The 16,947-nt window shown below is 60.3% G+C and carries 19 protein-coding genes; 9 read left to right on the top strand and 10 right to left on the bottom strand.

The genetic code is table 11. The features are described from left to right. Positions 1 to 59: 59 nt before the first annotated feature. Genes ATE40_RS19325 through ATE40_RS19315 form a run of 3 tightly spaced genes read right to left on the bottom strand, consistent with a single transcriptional unit; the run spans position 60 to position 1,913 of the window. Positions 60 to 1,367, bottom strand: a complete 1,308-nt coding sequence (locus tag ATE40_RS19325) for a 6-phospho-beta-glucosidase (protein WP_019456148.1) — start codon at positions 1,365 to 1,367, stop codon at positions 60 to 62. Further along, positions 1,364 to 1,702: a PTS lactose/cellobiose transporter subunit IIA gene (locus ATE40_RS19320; RefSeq protein WP_019456147.1), complete on the bottom strand. Its 339-nt coding sequence runs from the start codon at positions 1,700 to 1,702 to the stop codon at positions 1,364 to 1,366. Before ATE40_RS19320 ends, ATE40_RS19325 begins: the two co-directional genes overlap by 4 nt. 13 nt (positions 1,703 to 1,715) lie before the next feature. Continuing rightward, positions 1,716 to 1,913 (bottom strand): hypothetical protein, encoded by a 198-nt coding sequence (locus tag ATE40_RS19315; protein ID WP_063918403.1) that lies wholly within the window; start codon positions 1,911 to 1,913, stop codon positions 1,716 to 1,718. A gap of 142 nt (positions 1,914 to 2,055) precedes the next feature. On the opposite strand from ATE40_RS19315, the gene ppiA reads away from it, so the two are divergent. From ppiA to btsR, 3 genes are all read left to right on the top strand, one after another. Next, a complete protein-coding gene (gene ppiA / locus ATE40_RS19310; RefSeq protein ID WP_019456145.1) occupies positions 2,056 to 2,625 on the top strand; it encodes a peptidylprolyl isomerase A in 570 nt (189 codons plus the stop codon). A 156-nt stretch (positions 2,626 to 2,781) separates the two neighbouring features. Then, the gene (locus ATE40_RS19305; RefSeq protein ID WP_063918404.1) at positions 2,782 to 4,467 is read left to right on the top strand and encodes a sensor histidine kinase; all 1,686 of its coding nucleotides are present in this window, start codon (positions 2,782 to 2,784) and stop codon (positions 4,465 to 4,467) included. Then, positions 4,467 to 5,192 (top strand): two-component system response regulator BtsR, encoded by a 726-nt coding sequence (btsR, locus tag ATE40_RS19300; protein WP_019456143.1) that lies wholly within the window; start codon positions 4,467 to 4,469, stop codon positions 5,190 to 5,192. Before ATE40_RS19305 ends, btsR begins: the two co-directional genes overlap by 1 nt. Here the strand turns inward: btsR and ATE40_RS19295 are convergent, their stop codons facing one another. After that, positions 5,193 to 5,471 carry a type II toxin-antitoxin system RelE/ParE family toxin gene (locus ATE40_RS19295; RefSeq protein ID WP_015379287.1) on the bottom strand — a complete coding sequence of 93 codons (279 nt, stop codon included), beginning with the start codon at positions 5,469 to 5,471 and terminating at the stop codon, positions 5,193 to 5,195. Positions 5,472 to 5,488: 17 nt separating this feature from the next. After that, positions 5,489 to 5,758 carry a hypothetical protein gene (locus ATE40_RS19290; protein ID WP_063918405.1) on the bottom strand — a complete coding sequence of 90 codons (270 nt, stop codon included), beginning with the start codon at positions 5,756 to 5,758 and terminating at the stop codon, positions 5,489 to 5,491. Between the two features lie 210 nt (positions 5,759 to 5,968). Here ATE40_RS19290 and ATE40_RS19285 point away from each other — a divergent pair, with 210 nt between their 5' ends. The 3 genes from ATE40_RS19285 to argD all read left to right on the top strand — a co-directional run bounded on the left by ATE40_RS19285 (position 5,969) and on the right by argD (position 9,491). Further along, on the top strand, positions 5,969 to 7,495 hold the full coding sequence (locus ATE40_RS19285; protein WP_063918406.1) for a helicase HerA-like domain-containing protein: 1,527 nt from the start codon (positions 5,969 to 5,971) through the stop codon (positions 7,493 to 7,495). Between the two features lie 72 nt (positions 7,496 to 7,567). Next, positions 7,568 to 8,143: an aminodeoxychorismate synthase component II gene (locus tag ATE40_RS19280; protein WP_063918426.1), complete on the top strand. Its 576-nt coding sequence runs from the start codon at positions 7,568 to 7,570 to the stop codon at positions 8,141 to 8,143. A 130-nt stretch (positions 8,144 to 8,273) separates the two neighbouring features. Further along, positions 8,274 to 9,491, top strand: coding sequence for a bifunctional acetylornithine/succinyldiaminopimelate transaminase (argD, locus tag ATE40_RS19275; RefSeq protein WP_063918407.1), 1,218 nt, complete (start codon positions 8,274 to 8,276; stop codon positions 9,489 to 9,491). Positions 9,492 to 9,531: 40 nt separating this feature from the next. Here the strand turns inward: argD and ATE40_RS19270 are convergent, their stop codons facing one another. Together ATE40_RS19270 and crp are read right to left on the bottom strand one after the other, a co-directional pair. Next, positions 9,532 to 11,610 (bottom strand): YccS/YhfK family putative transporter, encoded by a 2,079-nt coding sequence (locus ATE40_RS19270; RefSeq protein ID WP_063918408.1) that lies wholly within the window; start codon positions 11,608 to 11,610, stop codon positions 9,532 to 9,534. 49 nt (positions 11,611 to 11,659) lie between these two features. Then, positions 11,660 to 12,292, bottom strand: a complete 633-nt coding sequence (crp, locus tag ATE40_RS19265) for a cAMP-activated global transcriptional regulator CRP (RefSeq protein WP_004090925.1) — start codon at positions 12,290 to 12,292, stop codon at positions 11,660 to 11,662. Between the two features lie 382 nt (positions 12,293 to 12,674). Between crp and ATE40_RS19260 the strand changes: the two genes are divergently transcribed. Further along, complete coding sequence (locus tag ATE40_RS19260) at positions 12,675 to 13,082, top strand: OsmC family protein (RefSeq protein WP_004930372.1); 408 nt, start codon at positions 12,675 to 12,677, stop codon at positions 13,080 to 13,082. Positions 13,083 to 13,120: 38 nt separating this feature from the next. Here ATE40_RS19260 and ATE40_RS19255 read toward each other — a convergent pair whose 3' ends face one another. From ATE40_RS19255 to ATE40_RS19245, 3 genes are all read right to left on the bottom strand, one after another. After that, positions 13,121 to 13,990, bottom strand: a complete 870-nt coding sequence (locus ATE40_RS19255) for a phosphoribulokinase (RefSeq protein ID WP_004930374.1) — start codon at positions 13,988 to 13,990, stop codon at positions 13,121 to 13,123. A 151-nt stretch (positions 13,991 to 14,141) separates the two neighbouring features. Next, positions 14,142 to 14,375, bottom strand: coding sequence for a YheU family protein (locus ATE40_RS19250; protein ID WP_019456138.1), 234 nt, complete (start codon positions 14,373 to 14,375; stop codon positions 14,142 to 14,144). Then, a complete protein-coding gene (locus ATE40_RS19245) occupies positions 14,372 to 15,352 on the bottom strand; it encodes a hydrolase (RefSeq protein WP_019456137.1) in 981 nt (326 codons plus the stop codon). The genes ATE40_RS19250 and ATE40_RS19245 overlap by 4 nt, the downstream gene beginning before the upstream one ends. A 119-nt stretch (positions 15,353 to 15,471) precedes the next feature. Here ATE40_RS19245 and ATE40_RS19240 point away from each other — a divergent pair, with 119 nt between their 5' ends. Both ATE40_RS19240 and ATE40_RS19235 read left to right on the top strand, forming a co-directional pair. Next, positions 15,472 to 16,074: a LysE family translocator gene (locus ATE40_RS19240; RefSeq protein WP_063918409.1), complete on the top strand. Its 603-nt coding sequence runs from the start codon at positions 15,472 to 15,474 to the stop codon at positions 16,072 to 16,074. A 10-nt stretch (positions 16,075 to 16,084) separates the two neighbouring features. Then, entirely contained in the window at positions 16,085 to 16,867 is a 783-nt protein-coding gene (locus ATE40_RS19235; RefSeq protein WP_019456135.1) for a PhzF family phenazine biosynthesis protein, read from the top strand. Positions 16,868 to 16,947: the final 80 nt, after the last annotated feature.

Here is a 16,947-nt window from a genome sequence, read left to right as displayed (position 1 = left end):
TTACGGCTAAAAAAAAGGGGTTCGGCGCGCCGAACCCTTGTCTGGCTGCGCTTAAGCGCTTACCTGAACTGCGGCAAATACGGCGCGTTGATCGCCAACACTTCGTCCAGCAGCGGCTGCGCCAGATTGGCGTTGCCCACCAGCGGATTAGCGATCAGCGCCAGCAACCCGCTGCGGCGATCGCCGTGCACCGCAGCTTCGATGGTCAGGCGTTCGTAGGCTTTTACCTGCTGCGTCAGCGCCTGCATCGGTTCCGGCAGCGGGCCGAAAGTCAGCGGATGCGCGCCCTGGGCATCGACGATACAGTTGATTTCTATCACAGCATCGTCCGGCAGGCCATGGATTGCGCCGCGGTTTGCGGTGTTGACCACTAATTGCGTGCCGAGATTATTATGGATAGCACGAATCAGCTCCAGCGCAACTTCGGAATAGAAAGAACCGCCGCGGAAGCTGAGCTGCTCCGGTTTCGTGTTCAACTGCGGATCGGCATACAGCTCGAACAGCTCTTTTTCCACCTGCATCACCTGTTCCGCGCGGGTGCCGCGCTCGCCGGCGGCGGCCATCTCTTCCGCCAGCATCTCGCGGGTCTGGTAAAAATAGCGATGATACGGGCAGGGGATGGCGCCGAGCGCGCGCAGGAAGTCCGGCTGCCAGGGCTCTTCCTTGATGTTGTTCATGGTCAGCGCCGCGCCGTCGCACAGCATGTCGATCACCTTGGCGGTGACGTCGCGTCCCTGCTGCGTGACCTGATGCACCCAGACCATGTGGTTCAGACCGGCGAATCGCAGCTGCACATCGGCGTAGGGCGCCTGCAGCATGTTGGCGATCATGTGGTGCATGCTGATCGGTACGTTGCACAGGCCGATGATCTTCGCCTTGGTGAAGCGGGATACCGCCTCGGTGACGATGCCGGCCGGGTTGGTGAAGTTGATGATCCAGGCGTCCGGCGCCAGTTTTTCCACCCGGCGGGCAATATCCAGCATCACCGGGATGGTGCGCAGCGCCTTGGCGAAGCCGCCGACGCCGGTGGTCTCCTGACCGAGCAGCTGGTATTTCAGGCCCAGCCGTTCGTCGGCGGCGCGCGCCGGCAGTTGCCCGACGCGGAACTGGGTCAGCACGAAAGCGGCGCCGCGAATCGCCTCGTCCAGCGCGAAGTGCACGCTGACCTTCACCTGCTCCAGCCCGTGGCGCGCCAGCATGCGGCGGGTCAGGGCGGCGATGATTTCCACTTTTTGCCGGCCCGGTTCGACGTCCACCAACGCCAGTTCGGTGACCGGCAGTTCCTCGATGCGTTGGATCAGCCCATCGACCAGCTCGGGGGTATAGCTGCTGCCGCCGCCGATCACGGCGATTTTGAGCGCGTTCATGGGCGGCCCTCCATCTGCGACTGGCGGCGATAGAGCTCGATCATGTCCTCGGCCAGATCCTGGATCACCATGGCGTTCATCAGATGATCCTGCGCATGCACGGTGATCAGGTTGATCGCCAACTTGCCACAGCCTTCGTCCAGACCGATCAGCTCAGTCTGGATCAGGTGCGCCTTCTTCACCCACTCTTTGGATTCGGCCATGTGTTTGGCCGCGGCGGCGAAGTCGCCGGCGCGCGCTTGCCGCAACGCCGTCAGCGCATTGCTGCGCGCGCTGCCGGAGAACACCAGCAGTTCCATGATGGTGCTTTCAAACTCGGGGCTGATTTCAGTCATCAATTCACTCACGTCATTTCTCCAGGGGTTGCGCGGCGACGCCGTCGTGGAATGCCTCAGTATCCGTTCTTTTTAAAATGAGAGCGCTCTCATTTATATAGAGTAACGACAATACGTGTGCAAACTGAGAGGTGGATCGCAAAAACCGCCCCATGGCGGCGCTGGGCAAAAAATGCGTGATGCGGTTGGCAAAAAAGTCTTCTGCGCCCATACTTTCCGCAGCAAAATTCAGGGCCGCCTAGGATATGTCCCGTAATTGGGTAAATATAGGTAAATGGCTGGCACTTGCCGATACAGCTCTTTAGAATCAAAGCGCTTTTCCGTTGTTTGTCTCTCAGAGAAAGGACCCGTTAATGTTCAAACGTACTTTAGTGACCTTCGTCGCGCTGTGTTCCCTGACCGCAGTGGCGCCAGCCGCACTCGCCGCCGGTGAGACCCACGTCATGCTGACGACCTCGGCGGGGAATATCGAATTGGCGCTCGACAGCAAGAAGGCACCGGTTTCTACCCAGAACTTCGTCGATTACGTGAACAGCGGGTACTACAACAACACCATTTTCCACCGCGTGATCCCGGGCTTCATGATCCAGGGCGGCGGTTTCACCGCTGACATGCAGCAGAAATCCACCAAGGCGCCAATCAAGAACGAAGCCGACAACGGCTTGCGCAACCTGCGCGGCACCATCTCGATGGCGCGCACTGCCGACAAGGACAGCGCCACCAGCCAGTTCTTCCTCAACGTGGCGGATAACGCCTTCCTGGATCACGGCCAGCGCGACTTCGGTTACGCGGTGTTCGGCAAAGTGGTGAAAGGCATGGACGTGGTGGACAAGATTGCTCAGGTACCAACCGGCAACGTCGGCCCATACCAGAATGTGCCGACCAAACCGGTGGTGATTCTGTCGGCCAAGGTGCTGCCGTAAATTTTTTGGCCGATCCCGCCGGGGTCGGCCGCTCCTTCCTCGTGAAGCCTTGCCTTCATCACTGTTTTCTCCCGCGCCTCATGCTCTAATCGGCAGACAATAACCAGACCGGAAATCCGGCGTTCGCCCTTTGTTGTCTCTGGATGAGTTGCTGCCATGTATGAATTTAACCAGGTGCTGTTGCTGTTGCAGCAGATGTGCGTCTATCTCGTTATCGCCTATCTGCTGAGCAAAACCCCGCTGTTTATCCCACTGATGCAAGTGACCATTCGCCTGCCGCACAAGCTGCTGTGCTATGTGATCTTCTCGGTGTTCTGCATCATGGGCACCTATTTCGGGCTGCACATTCAGGATTCGATCGCCAACACCCGTGCGATAGGCGCGGTTCTGGGCGGGCTGCTGGGCGGGCCGTCGGTGGGCTTTCTGGTCGGGCTGACCGGCGGCCTGCATCGCTATACGCTCGGCGGCATGACCGACGTGGCCTGTGCGATCTCCACGGTGTCGGAAGGTCTGGTCGGCGGCATTGTACACAGCATCGCCATGCGCCGCGGGCGCATCGAGCTGCTGTTCAACCCGCTGTTCGTCGGCGGCGTGGCGCTGGTGGCGGAGGTGCTGCAGATGGCGATCATTCTGGCGGTGGCACGCCCTTACGACGAGGCGTTGCAGCTGGTGGAACACATCGCGCTGCCGATGATGATCGCCAATACCGTCGGCGCGGCGATGTTTATGCAAATCCTTCTGGACAGGCGCGCCATGTTCGAGAAGTACACCAGCGCCTTTTCGTCCAAGGCGTTGAAGATCGCCGAGCGCACCGAGGGCATTCTGCGGCAGGGGTTCGATCAGGAAAACAGCATGAAGGTCGCCCGGGTGATTTATCAGGAGCTGGGCATCGGTGCGGTGGCGATCACCGATCGCGACAAGCTGCTGGCGTTCATCGGCATCGGCGACGATCACCACCTGCCGGGTACGCCGATCGCCTCGGTGCATTCGCATCGCGCCATCGACAACAACGAGGTGGTCTACGCCGACGGCAATCAGCTCTCTTACTGCTGCTCGATCAATCCGGCCTGCAAACTGGGATCGACGCTGGTGATCCCGCTGCGCGGCGAAAACCAGCAGGTCATCGGTACCATCAAGCTGTATGAACCGAAAAGCCAGCTGTTCAGCACCATCAACCGGACGCTGGGTGAAGGCATCGCCAGCCTGCTGTCGGCGCAGATCATGGCCGGACAGTACGAGCGCCACAAACAGCTGCTGGCGCAGTCGGAGATCAAGCTGCTGCATGCGCAGGTCAACCCGCATTTCCTGTTTAATGCGCTGAATACCCTGGTGGCGGTGATCCGTCGCGACGGCGAGCGCGCCTGCGAGCTGGTGCAGTCCCTCTCGACGTTCTTTCGCAAAAACCTCAAGCGCTCGGATGACGAAGTCAGCCTGGCGGACGAGATTGAACATGTGAACGCCTATCTGCAGATCGAGAAAGCGCGCTTCGCCGATCGGCTGGAGATCGCGGTATCGCTGCCGGAGGCGCTGTTGGCGGTGCGGCTGCCGGCGTTCTCGCTGCAACCGATCGTCGAGAACGCCATCAAGCATGGCACCTCGCACCTGTTGGGCGTGGGACGCATCGAAATCGGTGCCTGCTGTGAGGGTGAGCATCTGCTGCTGCAGGTGACGGACAACGCCGGGCTGTTCCAGCCGAAACCGAACTGCAGCGGGCTGGGGATGAACCTGGTGGATAAGCGCATTCGCGTGCGCTACGGCGAGGGCTATGGCGTACGGGTGGATTGCCGGCCGGACGCCTACACCCGCATTACGCTCAATGTTCCCATGGAGAGGGCCGCCTGATGTTAAACGCTCTGATTGTTGACGATGAACCTTCCGCGCGCGACAACCTGCGCCATCTGCTGGAGGCCGAGGCGGAGATTGCGATTATCGGCGAATGCGCCAACGCCATCGAAGCCATCAGCCAGATCCACCGGCTGCAGCCGGACGTGGTGTTTCTCGATATCCAAATGCCGCGCATCAGCGGGCTGGAAATGGTCGGCATGCTGGATCCCAATCGCATGCCACACATCGTGTTTCTGACCGCCTACGACGAATACGCGGTGCAGGCGTTCGAAGAGCATGCCTTCGACTATCTGCTGAAGCCGGCGGAGCCGAAGCGGTTGAGCAAAACGCTGCAACGCCTGCGGCAGCGCAGTGCACCGCAGGACGTGGCGGTGCTGGATGAGAGCGCCGGTTACCTGAAATACATTCCCTGTACCGGCCACAGCCGCATCTATCTGCTGCGGTTCGACGAGGTGCTGGCGATCCGTTCCAAACTGAGCGGGGTATTTGTGGTGCGTAGCGACGGCATGGAGTGTTTCACCGAATTGACGCTGCGCACGCTGGAAAGCCGCACCCCGCTGGTGCGCTGCCATCGGCAGTATCTGGTCAATCTGGAGCAGGTGCGCGAGATCCGCTTCGAAGAGGGCGGCGCGGCGGAGATGATCATGTCGGCCGGCGATCCGGTTCCGGTCAGCCGGCGCTATTTGAAGGCGCTGAAGGAACAACTGGGGCTGCGGGGGTGACTATGCCGGCGGCCACCGGCGGCGAGTATGCACGATGGCCAATATGATGACGCGTTGAGCCGCCAATTCATAGACCAGCAGATAGGACGGGGAGATGACCAGCTCGCGCGTGCCGGCTATCCGACCCGTTTTCCCGCTGGTGGGATGATGCACGAGGCGTGCCGCCGCGTCAGCGATTTTTGCATCATTTTCTGCGGCGGCGGCCGGATTTTTAAGTTCCAACCATTCATAAATCGCCAGACGATCGGCGATGGCGGGTACCGTCCATGTCAGTTTCACAAAAGTCCTTTTGTGTTTTATTGCGTTGATTTCGCTCTGCGTTCGGCGAAATAAGCGGCCACCTCTTCATCGTCGGCGAACTTGCATTCACGCAACGCCTTGCGGCTCACCTCGACCTTTTCCTTTAACCACTGGTCGTACTCTTCCTGCTGCGCCTGGCGGCTGACAAACTCGCGCATGAAATCGCGCAACAGTTGCGAAGCCGTGCGATCGGCGGCCTTTGCCGCGCTGGCGAAAGCGGTTTTTAACTCGTCATCCACGCGGATTACCACGGTAGATTCAGACATGGTATTTACCTCGTATATACAGCGTAATGCTCACTATAGCACTGGTGCTTTATTGTTCAAGCAAAGACGCTCTGACGTTAAGCGCAATCTGAATTCATCAGGCCCCGACGGCGCTCATTTTGTTTGTCCTTGACGGGGTTACGCGGCGCTTATAGCTTTATTGCATCCACAGGCGCGTTTCGCGCCGCGTCAGCGTCAAAGGAACAGAAAATGAGTGAACCACGGATTATCGCCAAAGCGATGAAAGACGGAAAACCGGAACAGGATCTGGTGATTTTGCCGGCGTTGGCCAACCGCCACGGCTTGATCACCGGGGCAACCGGCACCGGCAAGACGGTGACGCTGCAGAAAATGGCCGAACAGTTCTCACGCATCGGCGTGCCGGTGTTCCTGTCGGATGTGAAGGGCGATCTGTCCGGCATCGGCACCGAGGGCGTGCCTTCCGAAAAACTGCAGGCGCGTCTGGCGGCGATCGGCGTTACCGACTGGCAACCGCAGGCCTGCACCATTATCCCGTGGGATATTTACGGTGAAAAAGGCCACCCGATCCGCGCCACGATTTCCGATCTCGGGCCGTTGCTGCTGGGGCGCCTGCTGGATCTGAACGAGGTGCAAAGCGGCGTGCTGCAGCTGGTGTTCAAAATCGCCGATGACAATGCGCTGCTGCTGCTGGATATGAAAGACCTGCGCGCCATGGTGCAGTTCGTCGGCGATAACGCCAAACAATTCCAGACCCAGTACGGCAATATCTCTACCGCGTCGATCGGCGCCATCCAGCGTGGATTGCTGACGCTGGAAGAACAGGGTGCCAACCAGTTCTTCGGCGAGCCGATGCTGGACATCAACGATCTGATGAAAACCGACGCCAACGGTCACGGCGTGATCAACCTGCTGGCGGCGGACAAGCTGATCAATCAGCCGAAGCTGTATTCGGTGTTCCTGCTATGGCTGCTGGCCGAGCTGTTTGAGCACCTGCCGGAAGTGGGCGATCCCGAACAGCCGAAGCTGGTGTTCTTCTTCGATGAAGCGCACCTGCTGTTCAACGACGCGCCGGCGGCGCTGCTGACCAAGATCGAACAGGTGGTGCGCCTGATCCGCTCCAAAGGCGTCGGCATTTACTTCGTCACCCAGAACCCGCTGGACATTCCGGACAGCGTATTGGGCCAATTGGGCAACCGCGTACAGCATGCTTTGCGCGCCTTTACCCCGCGCGATCAGAAAGCGGTGAAGACGGCGGCGCAAACCCTGCGCGCCAACCCGGCCTTTGATGCCGAAACGGCGATCACCGAGCTGGGCGTGGGCGAAGCGCTGGTGTCGTTCCTCGACGAGAAGGGCCGCCCGAACGTGGTGGAGCGGGCGATGGTCATCGCGCCGGAATCCAAGATGGGCATGCTTGGCGCGGAAGGGCTGAACAGCGCGATCAACAAGTCGCCGCTGTATGGCCGCTATGAGGATATGATCGATCGCGAGTCCGCCTACGAGAAGCTGTCGTCGGGTGGATTTGCCACCGTCGGCACCCCGCAGCAGGGGCAGCAACCGCAGGCGCAACAGCAACAACAGCAGGCGGGCGGCGGCCTGATGGACGGCCTGAACGAGCTGCTGTTCGGTTCCACCGGCCCGCGCGGCGGCAAGCGCGACGGCATCGTCCAGACCGCCGCCAAGAGCATGGCGCGCGATCTCGGCCGCCAGATCCTGCGCGGCGTGCTGGGGTCGATCACCGGCGGCCGTAAAAAGTAAGCGGAAATTATCGTCGGCAGCGGCGGGTTAAATCAGTAAACTATGGCGGCGTTTTTCTCTGCCGGACCTAACATGCTGCTGCTGATCGATAACTACGACTCCTTTACCTATAACCTTTACCAGTACTTCTGCGAATTGGGCGCCGAGGTGCTGGTGAAGCGCAACGATGAGCTGCAGCTGGCCGATATCGAGCGGCTGGCGCCGCAGCATCTGGTGATTTCTCCTGGCCCCTGTACCCCGAACGAAGCGGGTATCTCGCTGGCCGCCATTCGACATTTCGCCGGCAAACTGCCGATCCTCGGCGTGTGCCTGGGGCATCAGGCGCTGGGGCAGGCGTTCGGCGCCGAGGTGGTGCGCGCCCGTGCGGTGATGCACGGCAAAACCTCGGCCATTCGTCACCTGGGCGTCGGCGTGTTTCGCGGCCTGAGCGATCCGTTGACCGTGACCCGTTACCACTCGCTGGTGCTGAAAGCCGAGACGCTGCCGGACTGTTTTGAAGTGACCGCCTGGAGCGAGCGCGACGGCGTGCGTGATGAGATCATGGGCATTCGCCACCGCACTTTGGCGTTGGAAGGCGTGCAGTTCCATCCGGAAAGCGTGCTCAGCGAGCAGGGCCACCAGCTGCTGGATAATTTCCTCAAGCGTTAATACTTTCGCGTTTTTTCGCCCGTCAGGCGTTTTGCGTTTGCGCTTGATTGGTTTTTTATGCATATTTCGTGATTATGTTTTCAATATGACATCGAAATAGCGCCGAAAAACCTTCGGGGTGGAGCCGAAAATGACTGACAAATTCGCAGTGAGCCGCAGCACCTTTGACCAGGTTATCCTGCCTGTTTATGCACCTGCCCAGTTCGTGCCGGTGCGCGGCAAAGGCAGCCGGGTCTGGGATCAGCAGGGAAAAGAGTACATCGATTTTTCCGGCGGCATCGCGGTAACGGCGCTGGGACATTGCCACCCGGCGCTGGTCGACGCGCTCAAACGTCAGGGAGAAACCCTGTGGCATACCAGCAACGTCTTCACCAATGAACCGGCGCTGCGTCTGGCGAGTAAACTGATCGACGCCACCTTTGCCGATCGGGTGTTCTTCGCCAACTCTGGCGCGGAGGCCAACGAGGCGGCGTTCAAGCTGGCGCGCCATTACGCCATCACTCGCCACAGCCCATACAAAACCAAAATCATCGCCTTCTATAACGCGTTTCACGGCCGCACGCTGTTCACCGTTTCGGTGGGCGGGCAGGCTAAATACTCCGACGGGTTCGGGCCGAAGCCGGCCGACATTGTGCACGTGCCGTTTAACGATCTGGCGGCGGTGAAAGCGGTGATGGACGACCATACCTGCGCGGTGGTGATGGAGCCGATTCAGGGTGAGGGCGGCATTACGCCGGTCGACGCCGGCTTCCTCAAAGGCGTGCGCGAGCTGTGCGACCAACATCAGGCGCTGCTGGTGTTCGACGAAGTGCAGAGCGGCATGGGGCGCAGCGGCAAGCTGTTCGCCTACATGCATTATGGCGTGACGCCGGACATTCTCACCACCGCCAAGGCGCTGGGCGGCGGTTTCCCGGTCAGCGCCATGCTGACCACCGAAGAGATCGCGTCGGTGATGCAGGTGGGCACTCACGGCACTACCTACGGCGGCAACCCGCTGGCCTGCGCGGTGGCGGAGGCGGCGCTGGATGTGATCAATACGCCGGAGGTGTTGAGCGGCATTGAGCAGCGCCATGCGCTGTATGTGCAGGCTTTACAGAATATCGGCGATAAATACGGTATTTTCACCGCCATTCGCGGTATGGGGTTGCTGATTGGCGCCGAACTGACGCCGCATTATCACGGCAGAGCGCGTGACTTCCTCACCGCCGCCGCTGTGCGTGGGCTGATGATCCTCAACGCCGGGCCGAACGTGATTCGTTTCGCGCCGTCGCTGGTGGTGGAGCTGCAGGATATCGAAGCCGGCATGGCGCTGTTCGAGCTGGCGGTGCAGGACGTGATCAACGCCTGAAGCCCGTGCGGCGAATAACGGGGCGCGGCATGCCGCGCCCTTATTGATCGCGCAGTTTGCGTTTGAGCCAGATGCCGTGGTGCGGGCGCTGGCGCCAGGCCAGCGACGAAATGGTATGCATCACGCTCAGGTGCGACAGGATGCGCCGCAGATGGCGCTCCATCTCGGTGACGGGCATGTCCGGATGCAAGTCCGGCGGCTGCATGATGCCGCTGTTGTCGCTGCTCGGGCCATCGTATTCCAGCCGCTGCTGGCAGCTTTGCAGCGCGATTTCACAGGTTTGCAGATACTCTTCCGCCAGCTTCGGCGTCAGCATGTAGTGCTCGCGCGCCAGAATGGTCATGGCGTTCAGGTGCTCGACGATGAACTGGCTGTGAGTGACCCACAGCCGCATGTCAGCCAGATAGTTCGAGGCGAATCCCGGTTCCTGCATCGCCTGATTGAGCGCTGTGAACAGCGCATTGTGCGCCTGGTTGACCTGCATGCGGGCGTAGGCCAGCGAGGCGGCGTCCGGCTCGGGTTGCTTCAGCATCAGCCGCAGCGCGGCCTGATCGTTCTCCAGCGCCTGATGGGCATTTTTGCGCAGCAGCCCGCTTTGCCACTGCGGCCACAGCCAAATGGTGCCGCCGAACGCCAGCACGCAGCCGATCAGCGTATCGATCAGGCGCGGCACCAGAAAATGCGAGCCGTTCAGCGCCAGCAGCTGCAGGGTGTAAACCGCCGTGACCGTAAAGCCGATCACCGATAGCCCGTAATTCTTGCGCGAAACCAGGTAGGCCAGCAGCGTGATCACCAGCATGATGCTCAGCGTTTCCCCTTCCGGCAACTGCAGCTGCAGCAGACCCGCCGCCAGCAACAGTCCGGCGATCGTGCCCAGCGCACGGTGCTGAATGCGCACCCGGGTGGCGTTATAGCCGTTTTGACTCACCAGCATGATAGTGAGCAGGATCCAGTAAGGCTTCGGCAGGTTGAATACCGCCCCCAGGCTGCTGCCGACCGCCAGCGTTACCCCCAGCCGCGCGGCGTTGCGCAGGGCGGTGGATTTGAACGACAGGTAGCTGGCCAACGCCGGCCAAAACGGCAGGCGGTGCTGGCTGGGCATCAAATCGCGGCGGTACAGCGGGTGCTGGGTGCGCAGCAGGCGGGCGATGCGGCTGAAATGGTAGTAGCAAAACTGGCCGACCGGGTTGTCGGGATGCTGCGCCGCCATTTTTTCCAGCGCCGCCAGCTCGTGCGTCATGGAAAAGCGCTTCGAATGTTGATGGTAGAGAATATCGTGCGCCACCACGCGCAGCCGGCCGGCGATCACCTGGGCGTTGCGGCGAATGATCGCTTCGGCCTGGCTCTGCTCCATCAGCTTCTGCACTTCTTCCGGCAGATGCAGGCTGACGGTGATGTGCTCCTGCAGGTCCATCGCCACCTGAAAGGCGCGCTGCAGGCGCTTTTGATCGAGGTTGTTGGCGTGCGGCAGGAAATTAAGCTGTTGGTACAGTAGGCTGATCAGATCCATCACCTTTTGCTGGCGCACCAGCAGCGGCGGCAGCGCGGTTTGCGGGTCGGTGTGTTGGGTCAGCAGCGAATACTTGGCTTCGAAGTAGTCCGCCAGTTCCAGATAAAGCTGGCTCAACGTCTCGCGCATCGGCTGCTCTTTCCACAGTTTGAACCAGAACCAGGTGAATAAGCCGTACCAGGCGGTGCCGATGACGTACAACAACGGCGCCTGCCAGATTGGTACCGTGCCAGCCATGCTGAGAGCGAAGATGGCGGCCACCAGCGCCGCCGGCAACAGCCGGGCGTGCAGCGGGCTGATTTCGCCGGTGACGCCGAGCAACAGCGCCAGACCCAGCATCAGCGCCGGCAGCGGCAGATGCCACAGCAGGGCCTGTTGCAGCAGCAGGCTGCTGAGGGCGAACAGCGCACCGCCGACGATCAGCCGTTTAAAGAAGCGCTTATGCGGCGTGTCGAGACCGGCGATATTGCAGCAGGCGGGCACCAGAGAGAACATCAGGCCGAGCTGCAGCTGGCCGATCAGCAGGCCGAACAGCACCGGCAGGCACAACACCAGCGTTTGTCGCAGTGCGTAATTGACTTCCGGGTGGTAGATCAGACGACGCCACATGGCAGCGAGCAGATAAAAAACGGCGCAGATTGCGCCGTTTTTTCAGGGATTAACGGGTGCCGTAGACGACAATGGTTTTGCCGTGGGCGGAAATCAGGTTTTGGTCTTCCAGCATTTTCAGAATACGGCCAACGGTTTCGCGCGAGCAGCCGACGATCTGGCCGATTTCCTGACGGGTGATTTTGATCTGCATGCCGTCCGGGTGAGTCATGGCGTCGGGTTGCTTCGCCAGATTCAGCAAGGTTTGCGCGATGCGGCCGGTAACGTCCAGGAAGGCGAGGTTGCCCACTTTTTCGGAAGTGACCTGCAGGCGGCTCGCCATTTGGGCGGACAGACGCATCAGGATGTCCGGGTTCACCTGGATCAGCTGGCGGAATTTCTTGTAGGAAATTTCGGCCACTTCACAGGCGGTTTTCGCGCGAACCCAGGCGCTGCGCTCCTGGCCCTCTTCGAACAATCCGAGCTCGCCGATGAAATCCCCCTGGTTGAGGTAGGACAAGATCATCTCTTTACCTTCTTCATCCTTGATCAGCACCGCGACGGAGCCTTTCACGATGTAGTAAAGCGTTTCGGCCTTTTCACCTTGGTGAATCAGCGTACTCTTCGATGGATATTTGTGGATATGGCAATGAGACAGGAACCATTCGAGAGTAGGGTCTGTTTGCGGTTTGCCGAGAACCATTCGCTGTTATCCTCTGTTGTTATCGCTGCCTTGTGTCACAGGGGTCAGAGTTCCCTGTAAAACCCGCCTGTAGCCGCTGTTATGAGCGAGGGCTACCGGCAAGTTTTGAGGCGTGTCATAAAAATACGCTGTCGCTCTAGCATATTAACTTGCCGTAAGCGCTGCAAGCTACATTCTGTTAACATACCGGTAAAGGAGCCTTTCTCTGGGCGTTTCCCTGAAATGCAGTGTCCCGGAAAGATTTATTGCGGCTCTGTTTGTAGCACAGAGTAAGGCGGGTGTCTCGTGTTGTCTCGCTTCAGCATGATTAGCATCAGGTTACGTTGCCTGTTTCTATGCGAAAGCGTACTCTGATTTTAAGAAATCAACCGGAGTGACCAGAATGCAGGCAAGAGTTAAATGGGTGGAAGGGTTAACGTTTTTGGGTGAATCGGCCTCCGGCCATCAGGTACTGATGGACGGCAACGCCGGCGATAAAGCGCCCAGCCCGATGGAGATGGTGCTGATGTCGGTAGGCGGCTGCAGCGCGATCGACGTGGTGTCCATCCTGCAAAAAGGGCGCAATGACGTGCGCGATTGCGAGGTGAAGCTGACCTCCGAGCGCCGCGAAGAAGCCCCGCGGCTGTTCACCCATATCAACCTGCACTTCATCGTCACCGGTCAGGATCTGACCGACAAGATCGTAGAGCGAGCGGTGAACCTGTCGGCGGAGAAATACTGCTCGGTGGCGCTGATGCTCAACAAAGCCGCCACGGTGACCCACAGCTTCGAGATCCGCCAGCCGGCGTAATCGAGACGGAGCGCGGCCAGCCGCCGCGCTCAACGCGCTTATTCGATCTTCTTGCCTTCCAGCAGCCGCTGCACCAGCGGCGCCATGATCAGCTCCATCGCCAACCCCATCTTGCCGCCCGGCACCACCAGCGTATTGATGTGCGAAATAAACGATCCTTGCAGCATCGCCAGCAAATAGGGGAAGTCTATCTGATCCAGCCCGCGGAAGTGGATCACCACGAAGCTTTCATCCAGTGACGGAATGGCCTTGGCAGCGAACGGGTTGGAGGTGTCCACCGTCGGAACGCGCTGGAAGTTGATGTGGGTGCGCGAGAACTGCGGCGTGATGTAGTTGATGTAGTCTTCCATCGAACGCACCACCGAATCCATTACCGCTTCGCGGGAGTGGCCGCGCTCGCCGGTATCGCGGATCAGCTTCTGGATCCATTCCAGGTTGACGATCGGCACCACGCCGACCAGCAGATCGACATGTTTGGCCACGTCATGGTGCTCGGTGACTACGCCGCCGTGCAGCCCCTCGTAGAACAGCACGTCGGTCGGCGCCGGCAGTGGCTCCCACGGGGTGAAGGTGCCCGGCACCTGATTGTATGGCACCGCTTCGTCGTAGGTATGCAGATACTTGCGCGAACGGCCGGTGCCGTTCTTGCCGTAGTCGATAAAGCTTTGTTGCAGCAGGCCGAAGTCGTTGGCCTCGGGGCCGAAATAGCTGATGTGTCTGCCCAGATCGCGCGCCTTGCGGATCGCCGCGTCCATCTCCGGCCGGGTGTAGCGGTGGAAACTGTCGCCCTCCAGCTCGGCGGCGCGAATGTTGAGCTGCTGGAAGATTTTGCGGAACGCCACGCTGGTGGTGGTGGTGCCGGCGCCGCTGGAACCGGTCACCGCGATAACGGGATGTTTGGCAGACATGGTGGTTGTCACTCCGTGTTGAATGCGCCGGCGTCAGGGGATTATTGTGGCTCTTGTTGACGCTCTCTATGTCAGGAAAAAATGGTGCGCGCTGGTTTGCAATGCCCCATTGTTACCTGATTTTTTCCGTCAGTCATAGAACCGAACGCCACTAAATTTCTTCCTGCCCGGCGCGGAACTGGCCGCGCGGCATGATGTTGACGCTCTCGTGCAGTTCCGACCACACCAGCACCACGTCGCCGTTTTTCAGCTGGCGGCGCACGTCCTCCACCTTCTGCTCCAGCGAGCGCTCGTGCTCGCCATAATCGGTGCCTTCGCGCAGTACAAAGGATTCGATCAGGCTATTCAGGGTATCGGTTGTCAGCTCTTGCCAGGGAATGATCACGTCGGGATGTCCAGATAAGGGGAAAGCCAGGCCGGAATGCGATGCTCCAGCCACATGTGCGGTTTTTTCAGCGTGCCGCCGACGAAGCCGACGTGGCCGCCGTACTCGGTCAACTGGTATTCGATATTGCGCGGCAGGCCGGCGACGTCGGGGATCACCTCATGGGTCATGAAGGGATCGTCCTTCGCATGGATGATCAGCAGCGGCGTCTGGACAGCCGGCAACAGCGGCAGAGCGCTGCAGCGGCGATAATAGTCGATAGCGTCGCTGAAGCCGTGAATGCGCGAGGTGATGGCGTCGTCGAATTCGCGGATGCGCCGCAGGCCGTTAAGCTGTGACAGCTTGAGCGGCAGGGTGTCCGGGTAGTGCAACAACTTACGGGTGGCGTTTTGTTTCAACTGTCCCAGCAGGTAGCGCTGATAAACGCGAGAGAAGCCTTGCTCCATGCGATAGGCGCAGGGCTCCAGCATCAGCGGCGCCGAGACCACCACCGCCGCCTGCAGCAGGCTGTCGGCGCCTTGCTGCGCCAGATAGCAGGCCAGCATGTTGCCGCCGAGCGAAACGCCTACTGCCGCGGTCGGCACCTCGCCGTAGCTGTCGCGCAGCCAGCGCAGGAAGAAGCGCGCGTCTTCGGTTTCACCGGAGTGGTAGATGCGCTGCTTGCGGTTGGGCACGCCGCTGCAGCCGCGAAAGTGCATCACCACGCCGAGCCAGCCGCGCTCGCGCCAGGCGTTGAGCAGGCCGTGCGCGTAGGGGCTGTAGAAGCTGCCTTCCAGGCCATGAAACAGCACCGCGCGCGGTTTGTCGCGCGCCTGCGCCGGATCCTCGCTCCAGGCGAGATCGACGAAATCGCCGTCGGGCAATTCCAGCCGTTGCCAATGCGGTTTCAATAACACGCGGCGGCGCACCAGCCGCGGCAACAGCGTTTGCAGGTGCGGGTTACTGGCCCCGGTCAGGGGGCGAAAGACGTCATGCATAGGTTGAGTAAAAATGTTGTTGGCGACTATTGTGAGATCCCAGACGCACTGTTAGCTTCAATACCAATAACTAACAATGATACTGCAAAAAAGCGCCTTGGGTGAGGAGCACCCGTGCCATGGAACCGAGTTTATTCCTGTCGATGCTGGGCTTCCTGTGGGTGGCCGCCATCACGCCCGGCCCCAATAACCTGCTGCTGACCACCTCCGGCGCGAACTTTGGCTTTATGCGATCGCTGGGGCTGATGATCGGCATCATGCTCGGCATGCAAAGCATTTTGCTGTTGGTGGCCTTCGGCGTCGGCAGCCTGATCCTGGTCTATCCGTCGCTGCACCTGATCCTGAAAATCCTCGGCAGCCTGTACCTGCTGTGGCTGGCGTGGAAAGTGGCCACCGCCGCCTATGAAAAGCTGGAAACCGAGGTGGCGCCGCCGCAGCCGGTGCGGCTTTATCAGGGCTGGCTGCTGCAGTTCCTCAACCCGAAAGCCTGGCTGATGGCGTTGGGCGCAGTGGCGAGTTTCAGCCTGGCGGGCGACAGGTATAACGGTTCCATTGCGGCGATTGCGCTGGGCATTTTGGCGGTGAACATCGTCGCCGGCATTATCTGGCTGGCGTTCGGCACCGTGATCGGCCGCCTGCTGCACAGCAAAAAAGCCTGGGTTATCTTCAACGTTTCCATGGGGTTGTTGACTGCAGCCTGTGTGTTACTGATCTGGCATTAAGGAGCGAACGATGGCGGAAAACTATTATCACGTGGTCGCCTTTACCGGCGAAGGGCTGCGCGGCAACCCGGCCGGGGTCTGTCTGCTGACGCAACCGCTGCCGACGGAGCGGCTGCAGGCGATCGCCAACGAGATCGGTCTGCCGGAAACCAGCTTTGTCTGGGATGATGGCGACATGACCGCCATTCGCTGGTTTACCCCGGAACGCGAGGTCGATCTTTGCGGCCACGGCACGCTGGCGGCGGCGCATGTGATGTTCAGCGCGGTTAACCCGGCGCTGCAGGATATTCGTTTCCGTTCGGCCGGCGGCGAGCTGTTCGTCAAGCGCGATGCGCAGGACCGGGAGCGGCTGGTGCTTGATTTCCCCGCCCGGCCGCCGCAGAAAGTCGCCGAGCCGGCGGGCCTTTCGGCGCTGTTGGGCGTGCAACCGCAAGAAGTGTGGCAGGCGAAAGCGCTGCTGGTGGTGGTGGAAAACGAGGCGCAGGTGCGCGCGCTGCGGCCGGACATTCCCGCGCTGATCGCACTGGCCGGGCGGGCGGTGATCGTCACCGCGCCGGGTGACGCGGTGGACTTTGTGTCGCGCTATTTCACCCTCGACGGCGGCGAGGATCCGGTCACCGGCTCCGCACACTGCACGCTGATGCCTTACTGGACGGCGCGTCTCGGCCGCCATCGCTTGCATGCCCGGCAGATCTCGGCGCGCGGCGGTGAGCTGTTCTGTGAACTGCAAGGGGACCGCACGCTGCTTGGGGGCTATGCTCACGTGTTCTTGCGCGGGACGATCGCGCTGTAATTTACCCTAATATTACTTAAGGTAATAAAGAAGACTTTTTTATTCTTTTATCGCCCGTCATCGCTCAGATAAAACTGTCA

It is taken from the genome of Serratia surfactantfaciens, assembly GCF_001642805.2.
In the GTDB taxonomy this organism is placed as follows: Bacteria; Pseudomonadota; Gammaproteobacteria; order Enterobacterales; family Enterobacteriaceae; genus Serratia; species Serratia surfactantfaciens.
The sequence above is the reverse complement of the archived record's forward strand: the minus strand, read 5'-3'. Positions and strand labels throughout refer to the sequence as shown.